This window comes from Simiduia aestuariiviva (genome assembly GCF_014192475.1).
GTDB lineage: Bacteria > Pseudomonadota > Gammaproteobacteria > Pseudomonadales > Cellvibrionaceae > Simiduia > Simiduia aestuariiviva.
The window spans coordinates 369,809-390,443 of the sequence record NZ_JACHXZ010000002.1 but is presented as its reverse complement, the minus strand read 5'-3'; the positions used below and the strand labels follow the sequence as shown (position 1 = coordinate 390,443).

The window sequence follows — 20,635 nt, the reverse complement described above, 5'->3', positions numbered from 1 at the left end:
AGACCTATGAAAAGCGTCATATCATTTAATATTAATAGTTTGAGAGCTCGTCTGCCGCAACTGCAGGCGATTATCGACAAGTATGATCCAGATTTTATTGGCCTGCAGGAGACGAAAGTCCAGGACAAGGACTTCCCTGAGGCGGCCATAAATGACATGGGTTATCAGGTAATTTTTCACGGTCAAAAGACCCATTACGGGGTGGCCTTATTGTCTAAGCAGACACCTGAACGCATTGTAAAAGGTTTTTTGTCCGACACTGAAGATGCGCAACGCCGGTTTGTGGGTGGCTGCTATTCGTTTAACGGCGAACCGCTGTGGGTGTACAACGGCTATTTTCCGCAAGGCGAGAATGAATCGCATGAGATCAAATACCCAGCAAAGCGAAAATTTTATGCCGATTTAATGCGGCACCTTGAGGACAATCATTCGCCATCGGAAAATATTATCGTTATGGGCGACATCAATATATCGCCAACTGATTTGGATATTGGCATCGGAGAGCCCAACAGAAAACGCTGGCTAAGAGACGGCAAGTGTAGTTTTTTGCCCGAAGAGCGCGAATGGCTTGATAAACTATTGGGTTGGGGTTTAATCGATAGTTTTCGACGTTTCCATCCTGACGTTAACGATCACTTTAGCTGGTTTGACTATCGTAGCCGTGGTTTCGAAGACAGCCCCAAACGCGGACTGCGCATTGATGCAATTTTGTGTTCAGCACCGTTAATCGCGAGTTGTGTGTCGGCGGGCATTGATTACGAAATACGAGCAATGGAAAAGCCTTCAGATCACGCACCTATTTTCCTGAACTGGTAACAGTTGGGGCATGTAGCCCCACCTTCCGCCAACATGCCTTCCACTCTAGCCGTTAGAGGCTCACTCGCTCTTTCCAAGCCAGCGTTTCATGCTGGATTCCAGCTGGTCGTAGCTCACCGGCTTGGGTAAATAATCGCTCATTCCAGAGGCAAAACATTTTGATTGATCGCTGCTGCCTGCATGAGCAGTCATTGCAATTATCGGCAGTGGATTGTCAATCCCTTGTTCCGCTTCCTTTTTTCGAATTGCAGCAGTAGCCGCATAGCCATCCATTTCAGGCATCTGACAATCCATCAACACTAAGTTGAAGGATTGCTCAGCCAATGCGGCCAATGCTTCTTTGCCGTTGTTAGCCAGTGTTACCTTGTAGCCCAGTTTTTGCAGCATACTTTTACTCACCATTTGATTTACACGGTGATCATCTACTAACAATATGCGCTTGCCTATGCCTTGCTTGTGATCGTGCAGCGGTACGTCACCCACTTCGGATGCAACATTGATGAGTGCTTCGGCCACAGTTTGATGTAAATTCCCGCGCAGTACTGGTTTTAGCAGGTTTACTAAGTGCGCATTATCGAACAGCGTTGCAACTTCTGTCGTAGCACGCTGTTGCAGCGTTGTGACGACAACTTGCGGCAATTCTTTAAAAGCTTCTACCAATAACAATCGCTTAGATACCGAGAGCAGTTCCAGTGAGCGAACCAACGTGTATATTAATATGCCGTCAAACGGATGATCGCTCTCAAGCGCTTCCTCCAGTTTTGTTAGCGCCGATTCTTCATCCTGAGCGGTTTCAATCAACATACCCCAGGTCTCCATCTCTACTAAGAAAGAACCCACGATAGAGTCTGGAATGCCTAGCAGCAATAATCGTTTATTTCTAAGCTGAGGGTTGATTGAAATGGTTTTTGGCGAGCGGCTCGTCGTTTCCAACGTGATATTAAAATAGTACTGGGTGCCCTGCCCTGGCTCTTCAAACACCTGAAGCGAGCCATTCATGCATTCCGCAAGCCCTTTACATAGCGTTATGCCAAGGGGAATTTCCTCGCCATGTTGATCTACGTGGTCGGACTGATCAAATTCCTTTTCTCGCGTGGAAATCTCTTTGTGTTGATCAACGATGGTAATCTGGAGCTCGCCCTGCTGGTCATTTTTAAGTACAAATTCAGATTTGAAAAATACGTCGCCGCTACTGGAATACTTAATAGCATGGCTTAGTAAATTAATTAATACTTGTTGTAGGCGTTGGGCGTCGCCCTTTACTCTCACAGGCGTTTCATTGTCGAGCACGTGATTTAACTCGACGGCTTGTTGGTAAGCGTCGTGTGAGACATCTTCAACTACGTGCTCAATCAGCTTCCAAAGGTTGAATATTGAATGATCGAGCACTAGGTTTTCATTGGACGCATTTGAAAAATCAATGGCATTATGGACGAGATTTAACTGTCGCTCGCCGGCTTTGTTTGCAAGTGCCAGTAACTCACGTTGCGCAGCGGTGAGTTCGCTGTCATCCAGCAAACTGAGCGCGCCTAGAATATCATTCAATGACGTGCGCAATTCTCCACCAAAGCGCGTAAGAAAGGTATTTTTCAGCTCTGCTGCTGCTTCTGAATCACGCTTTTCTAGCTCTAAGCTTTTCGCGTGTTGATCTAGATTAAACTGGGCCTCTAAGCGATCCCAATAGGTTCGGGAGGTAACCTCACCCTGATGGTCGAGCAACAAATAAAACACCAGCATTGTCACGCCGTATATGTAGCCTTCCCAGGTGCCGAGCAAAATGGCGGCGGCGGCGGCCGGAATCTGGCCAATAAATAAATACATCCCAAGAAAGCGACGGTAAGGCGCCAAAACATTAGCAACACTTGAATAAAATACGACCGAATACAACCAGATCAGCAATGTATCGTTTTGCATGCCTACCACCCAGGTAATAGACACAATGATAAAGCTCCACCAGCCTGCCCCCACAAATGAAGCCCAAAAGTAATGCGTGCGCCAGCGGCCTGGGGCTCTAGGATAAAGGCTGTCGAATCTGAATAAAAAATAACCGCGCCACAGTGTGATGAGGAGCAATCCGATGGCTAAGCCTGTGGCATAGTTGGGCATCTCTTGATAGAAGTCACCGAGCGCCAAGCATAAAATAAACGCGAAGAGGTTGAGAATAAGCCCCCTGCGGCTGTATTTCGCCATGCGCGCATCGGTCTCGCGCATGATCTTCCTGTCTTTTTGAACTTTGTTGGCCGGTACAAAGAGCTGCAGCATCTAGTTCCTCTTGGGGATTCTTTGCCGTTTTGGTAAGTGTCGGCATTGTAGGCCGAGCACAGCTGGGTGTGAATTTATTTATGGTTGTGTCAACCAATACGGCTGGTATACGTTATATTCAATGAATAATAGCTAATCCAAGGCGTTCGGACTGCTTTGAACAAGGACTCACTCAATCAATTCCTGCAATCACAGGAGGTGCAGGCATTTAAAATTGCCCGAGCTGCTGTGGGAAGCCATGAAGATGCCTTGGACATTGTTCAGGATGCGATGCTGAAACTGTGCAAATATTATGCGGATAAGCCTGAGTGTGAATGGCCACCCTTGTTTTATCGCATTCTGAACAATCGGATTATGGATCATTTCAGGAAAAACAAGCAGCATCGCAACGTGGTAATTGAGGACGTGGAGGCTAATCAGGCCAGTGAAGTACCAGATAGCTATGCCCCCGAGGGATTTCGATCGCTACTGGGAGCCCAACAACTCACACGATTAACAGATGCGCTATCGGCACTCCCTGCCCGTCAACAGGAGGCCTTTCTGTTGCGTTGCTGGGAGGGGCAAAGCACAGCAAGTACGGCCGATAGCATGGGCTGTACAGAAGGTAGCGTTAAAACACATTACTCGCGCGCGCTCAATGCACTCAGGCAAGCGCTACAGGATCTCTGGCCATGAAACACAGCCAACCACCAACCCCTATTAGTTCACTAGATGAGCGGCGTGAATTTGCTGATTTTGCAGGCAAATTGCCCGATCAGATCATCGTGGACGACGCTACAAGGGAGCGATTGGCTCTGGCGAGAGCTAACGCCCTCAGCACGGCTAGCAAGACCCGTTGGTTGCCTTGGTTGGCGGCTGCTTCTGTCTTTTTTGCGGTTAGCTGGCTGGTGCTTCAGCCTTACTCCGCGGTCGAGCAAACAGCGGAGCTAGCCATGATGGCTGAACTGGAAGACCCCAATATAGACCTTGAGTTAATCGATAACTTGGAATTTTACGAGTGGCTCAGTGAACTGGAAGGTTAATACGATGTGTTTAATGGCGGCTGGCTTTGCGACCCTATCGCTGGCTGAAGAGACCAAAAATATCTCACCTGCTGACCCTGAGCTGCTTATATTTTTGGGCGGGTGGGAGGCCGGTGACTCAGAGAGCTATACGCCACTCGAGTGGCTAGATATGTTGGATGATTTGGAGAGTACAGAAAGCTTCCCTAGTCAATTACACACAGGGGCGGAAACACAGCCTAAGAGAGACCTGGAATGAAGATTTCCATCAATTTAGGGCCCTATATTTTGCTGGCTACATTGACTTGCTGGACACCAGCGGGGCTGGCGGAGGGAGTGGCTTGGGAGAGCCTTACGCCTGAGCAGCAACAATTACTGGCGCCCATGGCAGCCGAATGGGGCTCATTTAACGCCGATCGACAACAGCAGTTGTATCGTGGCGTGCAGCGCTATCAATCTATGACGCCGAACGAACAGGCGGAAGCAAGACGGAACTTGAAGCGTTGGCAACAGCTGCCAGCGGCTGATCGAGAGCGTTTAAAGGCGCGATATCAAGAGTTTAAAGCCCTACCCCCTCATCAGCGACAGCGGCTGCGTCAGGCGCACGAACAATTTAAAAGGATGCCGCCGGCCCAGCGTGAACGCATTAAGCGACGCTGGCAATCGATGACACCCGAAGAGCGAAAGTCCATGCGAGAGCGGCTAAAGCGCATGACGCCAGCGGAACGGAAAGCGCTGAAAGAAAAACTCAAGAAAAGGCGTAATGCTGACTGATCAATGACAAAGGAGGCCCGTTATTATTGGCGATTTTGTTGCCATCAGGCCTCTACTTCTATCTTTTTATCCCCGCGTCGCCGGTCGTAGCCCGTGCGCAGTTCGATTAGAGGGCGCCGATAGGCACGGCCACGGCGGCGTTGATCGCGTCGACGCTCCCTATTTGGCAAAGATTCAGGTAGATCAACGGGACGCTCAACGGGAACTTCTTTCGGCAGTGTTTGACTTACCGGAGTGATTTTAACGCTACTCATAGGCTGTGTGTACAATCTGATGTCGGACATAAGTGGGGCTCCCACTGAACCTATACCCTAAATTGTGCCGCCACAGTTTTCAACTGGTCTGCCAAACCTTGCAACGAGGTACTGAGAGCGGCTACTTGTTCAGTATTTTCTTGCGCAATTTTCGAGGCATCCCGCATATTAATCACATTACCCTGGATGCTTTGAGCGAAATGTTGCTGCTCTTCCGTGGCAGCCGCAATTTTTTGATTCATATCGGTGATAGATGTAACTTTGCTGGTGATAGCGTCGAGTGAATGGCCAGTTTCGCTGGCTTGCGAAACACTTCGGCTCGCCCCTGCTTTCCCAGTCTCCATCACCTGCACAGCCTCGCGAGCCGCAGATTGAAGCTGCTCGATCACCTTCTGAATTTCATGGGTGGACTCCTGCGTGCGCGATGCCAATGTGCGGACTTCATCGGCTACCACTGCGAACCCACGGCCTTGTTCGCCAGCTCTAGCCGCCTCAATCGCGGCATTGAGGGCTAACAGGTTCGTCTGTTCGGCAATGCCCTTAATGACGTCGAGAATACCTGCCACACTTTCGGTATCGGACTCCAGCTTGACGATGACCTCTGCCGCGCGTTCGACTTCGGTCGCCAAACGATTAATTGTTTGCACGGTATCGTTGACGATTTTCAATCCGGCCTGGGCCTCTGTATCCGCGTCTGTGGCCGCCTGCGCCGCTGAACCGGCGTTTTGGGCGACGTTGTTGACACTTCGCATCATGTCATCCATAGAGTGAGTAACTCGCTCTGAGGAGTGTGTCTGCTCGGTTGAAAGCCGCTCAGATTCATGGGATACGCCGTTTAGCCGCTCTGCAACATCGGTAAGCGGCTCGATGACTTTCATCACCTCCCCAATAGTGCGGTGTAACTTATCGACAAAGGTGTTGAACCAGCCCACCAACTCACCCAATTCGTCATCGGAATTCTTGCGAAGTCGTCGGGTTAGGTCTCCCTCCCCTTGCGCGATATCCTTGAGTGACTTGGTGATGACATTGACGTTGCGGGTGATAATAATCGCGATGCTAATGGATATGGCGAGCAATAGGACGACCATCACTACACCCACGATCAAACCGACTTTTAGATTGCTTTGTTCGGTTTCAGTGGCCTGGCTGACGGTGTCTTTAAAGCTGGCATGGCTTTGATCTCGGAATAGCTTCAATGAATCGTTGACGGCATTTAATGCCTTGGTGCGCCGGTCGGCAATGGCGGCCAATTGGCTAAAGTCTACCGTGCCATCGATCATACTCGCGGTGAGGTCATAGGAGATCTTAAGGTAAATCTCCAAGAGCTCTTCCATTTCATCTATTTGGTCTCGCTTGTCCGGCAGGAGGCGGCGAGTTTGGGCGAGGTTCTCCTCAATATTCTGACCCATGCGCTTGGCGTTGTTGAGCATGTCGATTTCACCGGTGCTGGCGGCAGTACCCATGGTTTCGTTCATGCGATCAAGCGTAACGATGTTGGCCTGCGCCAACTCCAGAACCGGGAAGTAGACATCCTGGATGAGATTGAGCCGATCGACGTTTTTAAAGCCAGAATTGACAGTGAAAAGCAGATAAAGGGCAAAGCCCGTAATCCCTACGGCAGGAATCAACAAAATTTTATACTTGATACTGACGCGACTGAGCCATTTCATAGGGTTAGTATGCCTTTATTACACTGATGTAAGCATAGCTAATAACCCGATGGATGCTACTAGCCAGCCGCTATAACTGTTTATCGGCGGCAGCTAGGCGGGCTTTAATGGTCAATGGCGAGTAAAACGGTTGAATCTAGCTATTTTCCGGCCTAAACCATGCTAGTTCATGATGTAAATTGGCTACCCCACCGATGATTAGCAAGGTGGGGGCGTGAATCTCTCGACCAGCCGCTAGAGCTGGCAAGGTTGCAAGGGTGCCAGAATGGACGCGTTGGGCCGGCGTGGTGCCGCGCTCGATCAGGGCGGCCGGCGTTTCAGGCGATTTCCCGTGTTTAACCAATGTGCTGCAGATACTGCTTAAGCCCTGCAGGCTCATGTAAAACACGAGGGTTTGATCATCGGCAACGAGCTCAGCCCAACGTATGTTGGGCTGGTTGTCTTTTAGATGACCGGTTATGAATCGCACAGATTGGGCATGATCGCGATGCGTCAGTGGGATACCTGCGTAAGCAGCGCAGCCCGAGGCGGCAGTAATCCCGGGTACAACCTCAAAGGGTATTCCCTGACTGGCGAGCAACTCGATCTCTTCGCCACCCCGACCGAAAATAAAGGGATCACCGCCCTTCAACCGCAATACGCGTTTACCTTGCCGCGCCAACTCCACCAATAATTGATTGATTTGACCTTGCGGCAAGGTGTGTTCCGCACGCCGTTTACCGACGTAAATTCGATCGGCATCACGTCTTACTTTGTCCATGATTTCGGGGGATACCAATCGGTCGTAAAGTACCACATCGGCCTGCTGCATCAATTGCAATGCGCGCAACGTCAGCAAATCAGGGGCACCGGGGCCGGCTCCCACCAGATACACCTCTCCCTCAATGCTCTGCTTGGTAGCCAATATTTTGAGCGCCTCGGCCTCGGCTTTAACGAGTTGGCCCTGAGATGCCAAACTGGCCGCAGAACTGTCAAAAAACCGCTCCCAAAAGTTTCTACGTTGATTTTCCGGTAGCGATGCTTTGACTTTTTCACGCAGACCATCGGCAAATTTAGCAATGCGGCCAATGCCTTCAGGGATAAGGGACTCAATGGTTTGGCGCAGCCTACGGGCCAATACAGGTGCCGCCCCGCCGCTGGAAATGGCAACGACTAGCGGGCTTCGATCAATAATTGCGGGAGTAATTACGCTGCACAGGGATCGCTCGTCTACGACATTGACCGGCAGAAAACGGGCTTTACACGCGACAGAAATCTCGGTGTTTAGCTGGCTGTCATCAGTGGCAGACACAACCAGACACACACCCTCTAAATCCGACAATTGATAGCCGCGCGAATGCCATTGGCCACCCGTAGCGGTGATCAATGACTGCAATTCAGTAATGCACTGGGGGCTAACAAGGTTAATACGCGCTTGCGCTTTAGCCAGCAGACGTGCCTTGCGCAAGGCCACCTGACCGCCACCAACCAATAGAACCGGTTGCTGGCGCAGGTCAAAGAAAAATGGGAAGTAGTCCATTAACCAAGCTGAGTCTTACCGCCCAAATAAGGCTGTAAAACTGTAGGTACTTTTACGCTGCCATCGGCCTGTTGATAGTTCTCTAGCACTGCCAATAAGGTGCGACCAATTGCCAAGCCGGATCCATTGAGCGTGTGTAGCAGTTCCACCTTGTTGGTTTCTGGATTGCGGAATCGAGCCTTCATGCGACGCGCCTGAAAGTCTCGGAAGCTTGAACAAGAAGAAATCTCTCGATACTTAGCCTGACTCGGAATCCACACCTCGATATCGTAGGTTTTAGCCGCGGAGAAGCCGATATCACCGCCGCACAAAATCACCGTGCGGAACGGCAGCTCCAGCTTTTTCAGTATCGCTTCGGCATTATCCAGTAACGAATCAAGCGCTGCATCGGATTGTTCTGGCCGCACGAACTGTACCAGTTCAACTTTTTCAAATTGATGCTGTCGAATCATGCCGCGAGTGTCTCTACCGTGAGAGCCTGCTTCACTGCGAAAACACGGTGTGTGGCAAACAAGCTTCATGGGCAAATTTGCTTTTGCATCTAATATTTCATCACGCAGCAAATTTGTGACCGGCACTTCCGCCGTGGGAATTAAATAAAAATCTCTATCATCGTTGAGTTTAAACAAATCTTCCTCAAATTTTGGCAGTTGACCTGTGCCATAGAGCGAGTCTTTGTTCACAATAAACGGTACATAAACTTCTTCGTAGCCGTGCTCGTTTTGATGGACATCTAACATAAATTGAATCAGTGCACGGTGTAGGCGTGCGATGTCGCCACGCATCACAGCGAAACGAGCGCCCGTCAACTTGGTGGCCACCTCAAAATCTAAGCCACCCAGCTGCGCGCCAATTTCCACGTGATCTTTTACGTCGAAATCAAATGCCCGAGGCTCACCCCAACGCCGAATTTCAACATTGTCCTCTTCGCTAAGGCCATCCGGAACCTCCTCTGCCGGGATGTTCGGGACACCCGCTAACACCGCATCTAATTCTGACTGCACCTCTGTCAGTGCAGCTTCAGCGTCAGTTAACTGGGCCTTTAGGTTTTCAACCTCTGCAAGCAAGGGCGCGATATCTTCACCTTTTGCCTTTGCTTGACCGATACCTTTTGAGCGAGCATTGCGCTCCTGCTGTAGCGCTTCGGTACTGGATTGAATGCCACGACGGCGTTCTTCCAGCGCCTTGATGGACTCGATATCCAGCGTGTATCCGCGTTTTTTCAGTTTGTCGGCTACTTCTTCAGGGTTAGTTCTGACGTACTTAGAGTCAAGCATGGGGAATGGGGTCTCGTATTACAGGTATTCGCTGGTGATTTTAATAGCTAGAGAAACGGCAATGATACAGCTGGTCACACTGAGGAGTACATAGGCAATGGCTGTAAGCGAAGCGCCATTGCGCATAAGCGCAAACGCATCTAATGAAAACGCCGAAAAAGTGGTAAATGCCCCCAAAAAGCCCGTCATCAGTAGATGCCTTAGCACTGGGTGATCAGTACCGCGCTCGATCAGCCAGACATAAGCCACACCCATCAGGGCAGACCCCAAGACGTTGATACAGAGTGTGGGTAAGGGAAAGCGCTGTTCAAATAAGGGGTATAGCCATAAATTCGCGCCATAGCGTGCCATAGCACCCAATCCCCCACCCAGTGCAATGGCTAGCCAAATCATAAATCCACCATCGGCCAGCGCCTTTGCGGACTGCTCGCATCAAGTTTTTGCAGCCGCTCAAGCTTTTCGCCGATCTTGATCTCCAGTCCTCTCGGTACCGGCTGGTAGTAACGTCGCGCGGCTATGGCCTGCGGCAAATAACTTTCGCCGGCCGCGTAGGCATCGGGCTCGTCGTGAGCATACCGATAATCAGCACCGTTTCCCTGATCCGCCATTAGTTGGGTAGGCGCATTGCGCAGGTGGATGGGCACATCAAAGCTAGGGTCAGATTTCACATCTGCCATCACTTTGTTAAAGGCCTTGTAGACAGCATTACTTTTGGGCGCCGCCGCGAGATAGGCAAGCGCCTGTGCGATAGCAAGCGCACCTTCTGGGTGCCCTAGCCGCGACTGAACATCCCATGCCGAAAGTGCAATATCTAGTGCTCTTGGATCAGCATTGCCCACATCTTCGCTTGCCATTCGCACCACGCGCCGGGCGACATACAGCGGGTCACAGCCACCGTCTAACATGCGGGCGAACCAATAAAGGGCACCATCGGGGTTAGACCCACGTACCGCTTTGTGCATTGCCGAGATCTGGTCGTAAAATTGGTCGCCACCTTTATCGAAACGCCTTACATCACTGCGCAAAACTTCTTCGACAACTTGATCGGATATGCTATTCCCCCCTTCCACCGGCTCTGCCAAATCAGCTGCGATCTCCAAGAGGTTGAGCAAACGGCGAGCGTCGCCGTCTGCGGCTGCACAAAGTGACGCTTTTACCGAATCGCTCAACTCTAAACCAAGCTGGCCAAGCCCGTAATCTTCATCGGATATAGCGCGGTCTATCAATTGCATTAATGCGTGATTATCTAATGATCGCAGGACATAAACTCGGCATCGAGATAACAGCGCACTGTTGAGCTCAAAACTTGGGTTTTCAGTGGTTGCGCCGACAAATATAAATGTCCCGTCTTCAATAAAGGGCAGGAAGGCGTCTTGCTGCCCTTTGTTAAACCGGTGGACCTCATCAACGAAAAGTAGGGATTTTTGAGCGCGGTTAAGCCTAAGTTGCTTTGCTTGCTCAACCACTTGGCGAATATCTTTAACACCGGCCATTACGGCTGACAGCGTGAAAAAATGCGCGTCAACTTGAGAGGCGAGCATCCGCGCCAGCGTTGTCTTTCCCACGCCGGGAGGACCCCAAAGAATCATGGAGTGGACCTGCCCGCTGGTTAAACATTCTCGCAGAGGTTTACCTTCTCCCAACAAATGTTCTTGGCCAACGTAATCGTCTAGGTTGCTTGCTCGCAGCCTAGCGGCTAACGGTTGATAGCCAACATGGGTATCGGTAAAAAGATCATCAGTCATTATGGATAATGTCAGTGCCCGCAGGTGGTGTAAATTGGAACACAGCGTCATCAAGCGTTGGATTTAAAACAACACGCGTGAAATTAAAGGTGGTGACATTGCCGGATTTATCGGTTAACCGCATCTGCGATAGTAGATTCGCGTTAAAGCTGGCTTGTATAGTCGCAAAATCAGCGCGCAGCTCTCGGCTGACGAGTTTAAACGACTGACTGGTACTATTAGAGTTCAACCGCGTTACAACATATTGGTTTTCAATCGTATTGCCATCGCCACTGAGCAACACTGCAGGTGTTTGTGAAACCTTGTCATTGATGGTGCTGACTGTCGCCTGCTCTAAATCGGGATCGTAAAGCCACAACAGCTCGCCGTCACTCATGAGCTGCTGGGGAAATGGAGACTCTGTTTGCCAAAGGAATTTGCCCGGTTTTTTAACCGCAAAACGCCCCTCACTTGACTGCAGTAGATTGCCCTTCGAATCCGCCAAAGTCTGCACGAATTGTCCTTGTGCAGATTGCATTTCCGTAAGTATCTTTGCAAGATCTTGCGTCGGCGATGCCAGAGAACTCGAGCATACCAGGCTCAAAACCAACGTTTGCAACAACGCTATAAACTTCACAGATAGTTCCTTAAAAATAGGTGTTAATGCCTTGGCGGTGCCGGCGCTAAAACCTCGCGGTTGCCATTCGTGCCCATGGAAGATACTACCCCCGCCTCCTCCATAGCTTCGATCAGACGCGCCGCGCGATTATAGCCAATACGCAATTTACGCTGCACCGATGAAATGGATGCTTTACGTGTTTCCGTGACAAACGCCAGAGCCTCATCATACAAAGGGTCTGACTCACTGTTGTCGCCATCCTCGCCCTCTGTGGGTAGGCCCGGCACTGGAATACTATTGGTGCTTTCATCAACAATTTCATCTAAATAATTTGGCTTGCCGCGCTTTTTCCAATCATCGACAACGGCGTGAACTTCGTGGTCATCCACAAAAGCACCGTGCACCCTTACAGGAACCGATGTGCCTGGGGGTAGATACAACATGTCACCATGCCCCAATAGTTGTTCGGCGCCGCCTTGATCCAGAATAGTTCTAGAATCAATTTTGGACGACACTTGAAACGCAATACGTGTGGGCACATTGGCCTTGATCAACCCGGTAATCACATCCACAGACGGGCGCTGAGTCGCCAAGATCAAGTGAATACCCGCCGCCCTTGCCTTTTGGGCAATACGGGCGATCAATTGTTCCACTTTTTTGCCAACAATCATCATCATATCGGCAAATTCATCGATGACGACGACAATTGCCGGCAGTGTCTCTAGGTCGGGAGCCTCTGCAACAGCCTCTCCCGCCACAAAATTTTCATCTGGGACCCATGTGGGATCTTTAATGGGTTCGCCGGCTTTAATCGCGTCTTCAATCTTTCGATTAAAGCCCGCGAGATTGCGCACACCCAAGGCCGCCATGAGCTTATATCTACGCTCCATTTCACCGACACACCACCGCAAGCCATTGGCTGCGTCTTTCATGTCGGTGATCACCGGCGTCAATAAGTGTGGGATATCGTCGTAAATGGACAGTTCCAGCATTTTTGGATCGACCAAAATCAGCCGGACCTCTTTGGGAGTGGATTTGTAGAGCAAGCTCAACAACATCACATTGACACCCACGGACTTGCCCGAGCCGGTCGTACCCGCAACGAGTAGATGAGGCATTTTGGCAAGGTCGGCGATTATTGGCTCACCCGCTATATCGTGACCCAAGGCCAGCGTGGTCGGCGATTTGGCGCGGTCGTAAACATCAGATGCCAAGACTTCACTCAACCGCACCATGGCGCGGTGCTCGTTGGGAATTTCAATGCCGACAACGGACTTGCCGGGGATGACTTCAACAACTCGCACACTGATTACCGCTAATGAGCGGGCCAAATCCTTAGCGAGGTTGGAAATTCGAGAGACCTTCACCCCGGGTGCCGGTTGAATCTCAAAACGGGTAACCACAGGCCCGGGCAGAACGGACACCACCTCTGCAGTAATGCCAAAGTCAGCCAGTTTTAGCTCCAGTAGCTTCGACAGTGCCTCAAGGTTTTCTTTGCTGTACCCTTTATTTCGATTGTCATCAGCGGGCTCTAATAAACCCAATTTGGGAAGTTCACCGTCGACGGTCGTGTCGACAAATAATGATTTTTGCTTTTCTTTTTCTACGCGAGGGCTGGGTGCTTTCTTTTTAACGGGAGGCGCAATAACAATGGGCTCGCGTCGCTCCTGCTTTTCTACCTGTGCAGCAATGGCTTTGCGGCGCGCTTTCTGTGACGCTTGAGCCTGCGCTTTTTCCTGCTGCCGTTTACGGTAGTTCGACCATTTCGCCGATAGCCAGCGGGTCAACTGCAAGGTGATACGACCAATGTTGTCCATTAGCCTTATCCAGCTTAAATCCGCAAACACCGTTAAGCCAAAGAGTAAGCTGGCTAGCAATATAAGCGTGGCACCTACAAAGGAAAATGCTTTATCAAGCGCTTCTGAAACTGAAGCTCCTAGCAGCCCCCCTTCGGAGAAAGGTAGGTTGGCATCGCCGGTTTGGTGTAGAGCGATTAAGCCGGTACCGCCAATCATCAACAGCACTAACCCCATAAACCGGAGGCTCAGTAGCAATACGTCTATACCGCGCTGGGTCTTTCTATCTCGAAAAATTAACCAAGCTCGCCAGCCTATTAACACGGGAAACAAGTACGCCATGTACCCAAACAGAGACATGCACACATCGGCGAGCCAAGCCCCAAAGGGGCCGCCGGCATTACTGACTGTTCTGTTTAGGCCCGTGCTGGACCAGCCTGGATCCACCGGATCATAGGTGGCCAATATCAGTGTCAGGAAGGCGCAAACTACCAGCAGACCAATTAACGCACCTTCTGTCACCGCACGCCCCACTACCTTGGTTGTAATGGGGGTTTGGGTTTGTTCCATGGATTTCAAAGGGTCACCCGCTCTATTTTGTGCACGGCTCCACGCCAGCCACTAGTACTATTAACTTAATAATCAACATGTTATACGCTTTTCTTAAAGTAAATAAAAGCGATAAATTTCTACTATAGCTAACTGTTATCCGATAGATTAAACGATACAATTTGCCTATTTCATGCCTATCCCTAGAATTTGGGGCAGCTAGCCCCCATTGAGGGAGCAACACATTTATTCATTTCGAAAATCAGGACCCCCTATGAGCGACATCAAGCACCATCGCCTCATCATTCTGGGCTCAGGCCCAGCCGGTTACACTGCGGCAATCTATGCCGCACGCGCCAACTTAAAACCTGTTGTTATCACCGGTATGCAACAGGGCGGCCAGCTTACCACAACCACCGAAGTTGAAAATTGGCCTGGTGGTGTACACGACCTTCAGGGTCCAGATCTAATGGTGCAGATGCAACAACACGCGGAGCGCTTCGACACCGAAATAATATTCGATCACATCGATTCGGTAGATTTGAACCAGCGACCTTTCATTTTGAAGGGTTCTAGCACCTACAGCTGCGATTCACTCATTATCTGCACTGGCGCGAGCGCCCAGTATCTGGGTCTACCTTCCGAAGAGGCGTACATGGGACGTGGCGTCTCGGCCTGCGCCACCTGTGATGGTTTCTTCTATCGAGACCAAAAGGTGGTTGTGGTTGGTGGTGGCAACACCGCTGTTGAAGAGGCATTGTACCTGTCAAATATCGCGTCGGAAGTGATTTTGGTTCATCGTCGCGATTCACTCCGCTCAGAAAAGATCCTTCAGGATAAGCTTTTTGAAAAGGCTAAAAATGGCAACGTGACGCTGATGTGGAACCACACCCTGGATGAAGTCTTGGGCGATGATTCCGGTGTCAATGGCATCCGCGTGAAGAGCACTCTCGACGGTAGTACGCAAAACCTGGATGTCCAAGGTGTCTTTATTGCTATCGGCCATAAACCTAATACCGATATTTTCAAAGACCAACTGGAAATGAAAGACGGATACATCATTGTCAAGTCGGGCATCAATGGCGCCGCGACCCACACCTCCGTTGAAGGCGTATTCGCGGCCGGTGATGTGTCTGATCACATCTACCGCCAGGCAATCACCTCTGCAGGTTCCGGGTGCATGGCGGCGCTAGATGCCGAAAAGTATTTAGACGATTTGGCCTGATTGCACGATGGGGATTAAGCTGTAATGAGTCCATTTCTGGAAGGAATGCACGCTTGATCCCCTGGTTATCCTCAGACATCCCCCACTTTCCATCTACGCAACACGCCCTAGATGATCCTAATGGCCTTTTAGCCGCAGGCGGGTCCCTATCGCCCGAGTGGCTGCTCTGCGCCTATCGACAAGGGATTTTCCCTTGGTTTGACGAGGAAGGGCTGATTCTCTGGTGGTCACCAGCGCCTCGAATGGTGTTGATTCCAGAAAAAATCCACCTCTCCCGAAGCCTTCGTAAAACCATTAGGCGCGGCCAGTTCACCATTCGCTTTGATACCGCCTTTGAAGAAGTCATTGCGCAATGTGCGAATCTTAGAAAGGCGGATGGCACATGGATTCTGCCGTCAATGCAATCTGCTTACTGTGTAATGCACCAGTTAGGCTACGCCCATTCGGTTGAAGTTTGGGAGCAAGATTCACTCGTGGGCGGGTTGTATGGCTTGTGTATTGGGTCTCAATTTTTCGGCGAATCCATGTTTTCAACCAAGCCGAATGCCTCGAAAGTCGCGCTCATAGCCTTAGCTAAGCACGCGGACTTTTGGGGTATTCGTGCCATTGACTGTCAAATGCACACAGATCACCTCGCGTCGATGGGGGCTCAGCTCTTTGATAGGCCCGAGTTTGAGGCTATGCTAAAAGGGTGTGATTGCCCTTCGGCAGCCGATTGGCGTTTTCGCCCGGAATTGATGCATGTCTAGCTCAATCAACCTCAAGCTTTTCTCTACGCATCCCCATCCCTGCAGTTATTTGGAGGATCAGGAGGCTACTACGGTCTTTGTCGACCCTGAAGCCGAGATGGATGCAAACCTGTACAGCCGGCTTTCGGATCTAGGATTTAGGCGGTCAGGACAGCATGTCTATCGCCCCCAATGCGCCAGCTGTAACGCGTGCCTGCCAGTGCGTGTTAGGCTCGCAGGATTTAAGCCCAATCGCACTCAGCGACGTACGCTCAAACGCAATGCGGACCTCACGCTTTCCCTAGTAGAGAATATCGATACCGACGAGTGTTATCACCTCTACGTGCGATATATCTCTGAGCGCCACCGCGATGGCGATATGTACCCCCCGAGCAGAGCGCAATACCGTGGCTTTCTCACTAATGAATGGGGTGTTACCCGTTTTCTAGAGGCCAGACTCGATGGTCACTTAGTGGGGATCGCTGTTTGTGACGAGCTCGAACATGGATTATCTGCGGTTTACACCTACTTCGACCCAGATTTAACTAATCGGAGCCTCGGTAGCTGGTTCATTTTGCAGCAGATTTTGTGGACCTATCGCCTGAACCTACCCTACCTCTACCTAGGCTACTGGATTCGAGAGTGTCAAAAAATGAACTACAAAACCCAATATCAGCCTTTGGAGTGCTTAAGAGCCGGTTTTTGGGCAACATTATTGGCAAATTAATGCTGTCATCCTTGGCGGCTGAGTTGATTTAGTGCACAATTGCCGCCTTCTCGAATTTGGCCAGTTTTCCGGCCGACATATGCATCAAAGAGGACATTGCCGGATGGCACGCGAAGATCATATTGAAATGGAAGGTGAAGTGGTAGATACCCTGCCAAACACCACCTTTAAAGTTAAGCTCGAAAACGGTCATGTGGTCATTGCACACATCTCCGGAAAAATGCGTAAAAACTACATCCGTATTCTGACGGGCGATAAAGTTAAAGTCGAATTAACACCTTACGACTTAAGCAAAGGTCGCATCACCTACCGGGCTCGCTAATCGGTCCAGACCGCTGGCCGGTTGAAGCTCACGATTCGGCTGTAAGGTGACACTTGCAGGACATAAAAAAAGGCAGCTAAAGCTGCCTTTTTTATGTCTGGTGTATTTGGGATCAAGTCATGGCGGGCTCTTTGGTGTTCTCGGTAGCAACGACCAACTCACCCTCCTCTTCGTCGACGATGACCTGTCCGCCGGCATCAGCCAGCTCACCAAATAACACCATCTCTGCCAACGGCTTCTTGATTTTTTCTTGAATCAAGCGCGACATTGGTCGAGCCCCCATCTTTTCATCATAGCCATGTATTGCAAGCCAATCGCGCGCGGCCTCGGTCACGGTTAACTGCACATGCTTGTCATCCAACTGCACCTGTAGCTCAACCAGGAATTTATCGACGACGGTTTTGATAACATCGAGTGTAAGAGGTGCAAACTGAACAACTGCATCCAACCGGTTTCGGAATTCAGGCGTAAACGCCTTTTTAATTTCTTCCATGCCGTCGGTGCTGTTGTCTTGGTCGGTAAAGCCCATGGAGCGCTTGCTCAACACTTGAGCGCCAGCATTGGTTGTCATAACTAAAATAACATTTCGGAAATCTGCCTTGCGCCCATTATTATCGGTGAGTGTTCCGTGATCCATTACCTGCAACAACAAGTTAAAGACTTCAGGGTGCGCCTTTTCAATTTCGTCCAAAAGCACGACACTGTGTGGATGTTTGGTGACTGCATCAGTTAACAAACCTCCTTGATCGAAACCTACATAGCCAGGTGGCGCCCCAATCAAACGCGATACGGTGTGGCGCTCCATATATTCAGACATGTCAAAGCGAAGCAACTCGATACCCATCAATTTCGCCAGCTGCCTACAAATTTCGGTTTTGCCCACGCCCGTTGGGCCTGCTAACAAAAATGAGCCAATGGGTTTTTCGCCAGCGCCGAGGCCGGCACGGGCCAGCTTAATAGATGTCGCGATGGTCCCAACGGCTTCGTTTTGACCAAATACCACCATGCGCAATTGGTCCTCGAGCGTTCGCAACTGCTCTTTATCATTACTCGATACGCTTTTTGGTGGAATTCGTGCAATTTTCGCAACCATTGCTTCGATGTCCGCAACGCCAATTTGCTTCTTGCGTTTATTTGCCGGTTGCAATTGCTGGAACGCACCGGCTTCATCAATAACATCAATGGCTTTATCTGGCATAAAGCGGTCATTGATATATTTCCCGGCTAACTCAGCCGCGGCGCGCAGTGCTGTGTCCGTGTATTTTAGACCGTGATGCTCTTCAAACCTGCTCTTTAACCCTTTTAAAATGTGATAGGTGTCGTCTATGGATGGCTCATTGACATCAATTTTTTGGAAGCGGCGAGACAAGGCGCGATCTTTTTCAAATATTCCGCGATATTCTTGGAATGTGGTGGAGCCAATACACCGCATCTCTCCAGACGTTAATAATGGCTTAAGGAGATTGGAGGCATCCATTACGCCACCTGATGCCGCGCCAGCACCAATAATGGTATGAATTTCATCGATAAATAAAATGGCGTTGTCCTGTTTCCGAAGATCCGCTAACAAGCCCTTAAAACGTTTTTCGAAATCACCCCGGTATTTAGTGCCCGCCAATAGTGATCCGAGATCAAGAGAATAAACAACGGAATCTAATAATGTTTCAGGAACTTCGCCTTCCACTATTTTCTTTGCCAGTCCCTCTGCGATAGCAGTCTTGCCAACGCCCGACTCGCCAACTAAAAGCGGATTGTTTTTACGTCTGCGTGCAAGTACTTGCGCAACCCGCTCCACTTCATCTGCGCGCCCTACCAACGGATCAATTTTACCACCCGCGGCCAATTCGTTTAAATTGGTGGTAAAGCTATCGAGCGGACTTTGCTGCGCGCCTGACTCACTCACAGCCTCTTCATCAACAGAATCTGGCTGCTGCTCAGGCGCCGTGTGACCTGAGTGGCCAGACACCTTTGAAATCCCGTGGGTGATGTAATTTACGACATCGATTCGCGCAATAGATTGTTGCTTGAGATAATAGACAGCCTGACTTTCTTGTTCGCTAAAGATGGCGACCAAGACATTTGCACCTGTAACCTCTTTTTTACCTGAGGACTGGACATGAAATACGGCGCGCTGTAGCACACGCTGAAACCCTAGGGTGGGTTGCGTTTCTCGCTCAGGATCATTTTCCGGTATGAGCGGGGTCGTCGAATCGACAAATTCGATCAATTCTTTGCGTAGCTTATTCAGGTCAGCCCCGCAGGCCCTCAACACAGTGGCTGCGGATTCATTGTCTAGCAATGCGAGCAGTAGGTGTTCAACCGTCATGAACTCATGGCGCTTCGCTCTGGCTCCTTTAAAAGCCAGATTTAAGGTAACTTCCAAGTCTTTGCTTAACATCTTTAATAACCTCTAAGCTTCGTCACCTTCACCAGCAGCTTCTATTTCGCATAAAAGTGGGTGCTGATTCTCTCTTGCAAACTGATTAACCTGAGCAGCCTTCGTTTCTGCGATATCTCGGGTAAACACCCCACATACGCCTTTGCCTTGGGTGTGGACCTGCAACATCACTTTTACAGCCTTTTCTCGGTTCATGGAGAAGAAGCCCTCTAGCACCTCAACCACAAAATCCATAGGTGTGTAGTCATCATTCATCAAAACCACTTTGTACATGGACGGCCGCTTAAGTGTAGGCTCGGCCTCTTGTACGGCTAATCCACGGTCTTGATCGACATAATCACCGCTATCGTCGTCCTGACTACTTAATGTTAGTTGAAGAAATTTAAGATTTCCCATGTAGGTCCACTATGAGTTGCTAATTTTGACATCACCATTTTACCTAAGTTCTTAGAGAATACTGCCCGTAGTGCCCGAATCCCTTGACATGACCGGCTCAGTTGGTTAAAAGATGTGTTATCCAGCTAATTTTTGACCACATCCCCAGTACCCCTTTGATTTATATGGGGATTATTCGCAGGCGCCACAAGGGCTTGCATGCTTCAGTTTAGAAGGTTGTGCTTTTATAAAAACTATAAAAACACGTTTCAAATCAGGGTGATAGAAGGATTTACCTATGCCTACAGGTACAGTTAAGTGGTTCAACAATGCCAAAGGTTACGGTTTTATACTGCCCGACGCTGGCGGTGAAGACCTTTTTGCGCACTATTCAGCGATCCAGATGGACGGTTATCGCACACTCAAAGCTGGGCAAACCGTGAGCTTTGATGTGGTTGAGGGAGATAAAGGCCTCCACGCGACCAATATTCAAGCGTGTGAGGCAAGTGAGGCTGCCGCTCCGCCATCGGAGAGCAAGCCAATGCTGCAGGCTGTGGCCACCTAAACCCCAAGATTTAAAGCTAAGGTTTAAAGCCAGT

General features: G+C 50.0%; 21 protein-coding genes. 10 read left to right on the top strand and 11 right to left on the bottom strand.

What is annotated here, in order from left to right:
• The first annotated feature begins 6 nt into the window (after positions 1-6).
• The gene (gene xthA, locus FHS30_RS07375) at positions 7-816 is read left to right on the top strand and encodes an exodeoxyribonuclease III (RefSeq protein WP_183909816.1); all 810 of its coding nucleotides are present in this window, start codon (positions 7-9) and stop codon (positions 814-816) included.
• A 60-nt stretch (positions 817-876) separates the two neighbouring features.
• On the opposite strand, the gene FHS30_RS07370 is transcribed toward xthA, so the two are convergent.
• Positions 877-3,078, bottom strand: coding sequence for a response regulator (locus FHS30_RS07370; protein WP_183909815.1), 2,202 nt, complete (start codon positions 3,076-3,078; stop codon positions 877-879).
• 156 nt (positions 3,079-3,234) lie between these two features.
• Here FHS30_RS07370 and FHS30_RS07365 point away from each other — a divergent pair, with 156 nt between their 5' ends.
• Genes FHS30_RS07365 through FHS30_RS07350 form a run of 4 tightly spaced genes read left to right on the top strand, consistent with a single transcriptional unit; the run spans position 3,235 to position 4,853 of the window.
• Entirely contained in the window at positions 3,235-3,753 is a 519-nt protein-coding gene (locus FHS30_RS07365; protein ID WP_221197204.1) for an RNA polymerase sigma factor, read from the top strand.
• The gene (locus FHS30_RS07360) at positions 3,750-4,100 is read left to right on the top strand and encodes a hypothetical protein (protein WP_183909814.1); all 351 of its coding nucleotides are present in this window, start codon (positions 3,750-3,752) and stop codon (positions 4,098-4,100) included. Before FHS30_RS07365 ends, FHS30_RS07360 begins: the two co-directional genes overlap by 4 nt.
• Entirely contained in the window at positions 4,084-4,338 is a 255-nt protein-coding gene (locus FHS30_RS07355) for a hypothetical protein (protein WP_183909813.1), read from the top strand. Before FHS30_RS07360 ends, FHS30_RS07355 begins: the two co-directional genes overlap by 17 nt.
• Positions 4,335-4,853 (top strand): DUF3106 domain-containing protein, encoded by a 519-nt coding sequence (locus tag FHS30_RS07350; RefSeq protein ID WP_183909812.1) that lies wholly within the window; start codon positions 4,335-4,337, stop codon positions 4,851-4,853. Before FHS30_RS07355 ends, FHS30_RS07350 begins: the two co-directional genes overlap by 4 nt.
• A 44-nt stretch (positions 4,854-4,897) precedes the next feature.
• Here the strand turns inward: FHS30_RS07350 and FHS30_RS07345 are convergent, their stop codons facing one another.
• The 8 genes from FHS30_RS07345 to FHS30_RS07310 form a co-directional block, all read right to left on the bottom strand.
• Positions 4,898-5,137 (bottom strand): hypothetical protein, encoded by a 240-nt coding sequence (locus FHS30_RS07345; protein WP_183909811.1) that lies wholly within the window; start codon positions 5,135-5,137, stop codon positions 4,898-4,900.
• A 20-nt stretch (positions 5,138-5,157) separates the two neighbouring features.
• A complete protein-coding gene (locus FHS30_RS07340; RefSeq protein ID WP_183909810.1) occupies positions 5,158-6,777 on the bottom strand; it encodes a methyl-accepting chemotaxis protein in 1,620 nt (539 codons plus the stop codon).
• A 136-nt stretch (positions 6,778-6,913) separates the two neighbouring features.
• The gene (gene cysG / locus FHS30_RS07335; protein WP_183909809.1) at positions 6,914-8,296 is read right to left on the bottom strand and encodes a siroheme synthase CysG; all 1,383 of its coding nucleotides are present in this window, start codon (positions 8,294-8,296) and stop codon (positions 6,914-6,916) included.
• On the bottom strand, positions 8,296-9,573 hold the full coding sequence (gene serS / locus FHS30_RS07330; protein ID WP_183909808.1) for a serine--tRNA ligase: 1,278 nt from the start codon (positions 9,571-9,573) through the stop codon (positions 8,296-8,298). The genes cysG and serS overlap by 1 nt, the downstream gene beginning before the upstream one ends.
• 18 nt (positions 9,574-9,591) lie before the next feature.
• A complete protein-coding gene (gene crcB / locus FHS30_RS07325; RefSeq protein WP_183909807.1) occupies positions 9,592-9,966 on the bottom strand; it encodes a fluoride efflux transporter CrcB in 375 nt (124 codons plus the stop codon).
• Positions 9,963-11,318: a replication-associated recombination protein A gene (locus tag FHS30_RS07320; RefSeq protein WP_183909806.1), complete on the bottom strand. Its 1,356-nt coding sequence runs from the start codon at positions 11,316-11,318 to the stop codon at positions 9,963-9,965. The genes crcB and FHS30_RS07320 overlap by 4 nt, the downstream gene beginning before the upstream one ends.
• Positions 11,311-11,934, bottom strand: coding sequence for an outer membrane lipoprotein periplasmic chaperone LolA (gene lolA, locus FHS30_RS07315; protein ID WP_183909805.1), 624 nt, complete (start codon positions 11,932-11,934; stop codon positions 11,311-11,313). Before lolA ends, FHS30_RS07320 begins: the two co-directional genes overlap by 8 nt.
• Positions 11,935-11,957: 23 nt before the next feature.
• Complete coding sequence (locus FHS30_RS07310) at positions 11,958-14,282, bottom strand: DNA translocase FtsK (RefSeq protein WP_183910261.1); 2,325 nt, start codon at positions 14,280-14,282, stop codon at positions 11,958-11,960.
• Positions 14,283-14,535: 253 nt separating this feature from the next.
• On the opposite strand from FHS30_RS07310, the gene trxB reads away from it, so the two are divergent.
• From trxB to infA, 4 genes are all read left to right on the top strand, one after another.
• Positions 14,536-15,486, top strand: a complete 951-nt coding sequence (gene trxB, locus FHS30_RS07305; protein WP_183909804.1) for a thioredoxin-disulfide reductase — start codon at positions 14,536-14,538, stop codon at positions 15,484-15,486.
• A gap of 53 nt (positions 15,487-15,539) precedes the next feature.
• Positions 15,540-16,235: a leucyl/phenylalanyl-tRNA--protein transferase gene (gene aat / locus FHS30_RS07300; RefSeq protein ID WP_183909803.1), complete on the top strand. Its 696-nt coding sequence runs from the start codon at positions 15,540-15,542 to the stop codon at positions 16,233-16,235.
• Entirely contained in the window at positions 16,228-16,941 is a 714-nt protein-coding gene (locus FHS30_RS07295) for an arginyltransferase (protein ID WP_183909802.1), read from the top strand. The genes aat and FHS30_RS07295 overlap by 8 nt, the downstream gene beginning before the upstream one ends.
• Before the next feature lie 103 nt (positions 16,942-17,044).
• The gene (gene infA / locus FHS30_RS07290) at positions 17,045-17,263 is read left to right on the top strand and encodes a translation initiation factor IF-1 (protein ID WP_015046008.1); all 219 of its coding nucleotides are present in this window, start codon (positions 17,045-17,047) and stop codon (positions 17,261-17,263) included.
• A gap of 112 nt (positions 17,264-17,375) precedes the next feature.
• On the opposite strand, the gene clpA is transcribed toward infA, so the two are convergent.
• The gene (clpA, locus tag FHS30_RS07285; protein ID WP_183909801.1) at positions 17,376-19,661 is read right to left on the bottom strand and encodes an ATP-dependent Clp protease ATP-binding subunit ClpA; all 2,286 of its coding nucleotides are present in this window, start codon (positions 19,659-19,661) and stop codon (positions 17,376-17,378) included.
• 12 nt (positions 19,662-19,673) lie between these two features.
• Positions 19,674-20,057, bottom strand: coding sequence for an ATP-dependent Clp protease adapter ClpS (gene clpS / locus FHS30_RS07280; RefSeq protein WP_183909800.1), 384 nt, complete (start codon positions 20,055-20,057; stop codon positions 19,674-19,676).
• A gap of 277 nt (positions 20,058-20,334) precedes the next feature.
• Here clpS and cspD point away from each other — a divergent pair, with 277 nt between their 5' ends.
• Positions 20,335-20,601: a cold shock domain-containing protein CspD gene (gene cspD / locus FHS30_RS07275; RefSeq protein WP_183909799.1), complete on the top strand. Its 267-nt coding sequence runs from the start codon at positions 20,335-20,337 to the stop codon at positions 20,599-20,601.
• Positions 20,602-20,635 lie beyond the last annotated feature (34 nt).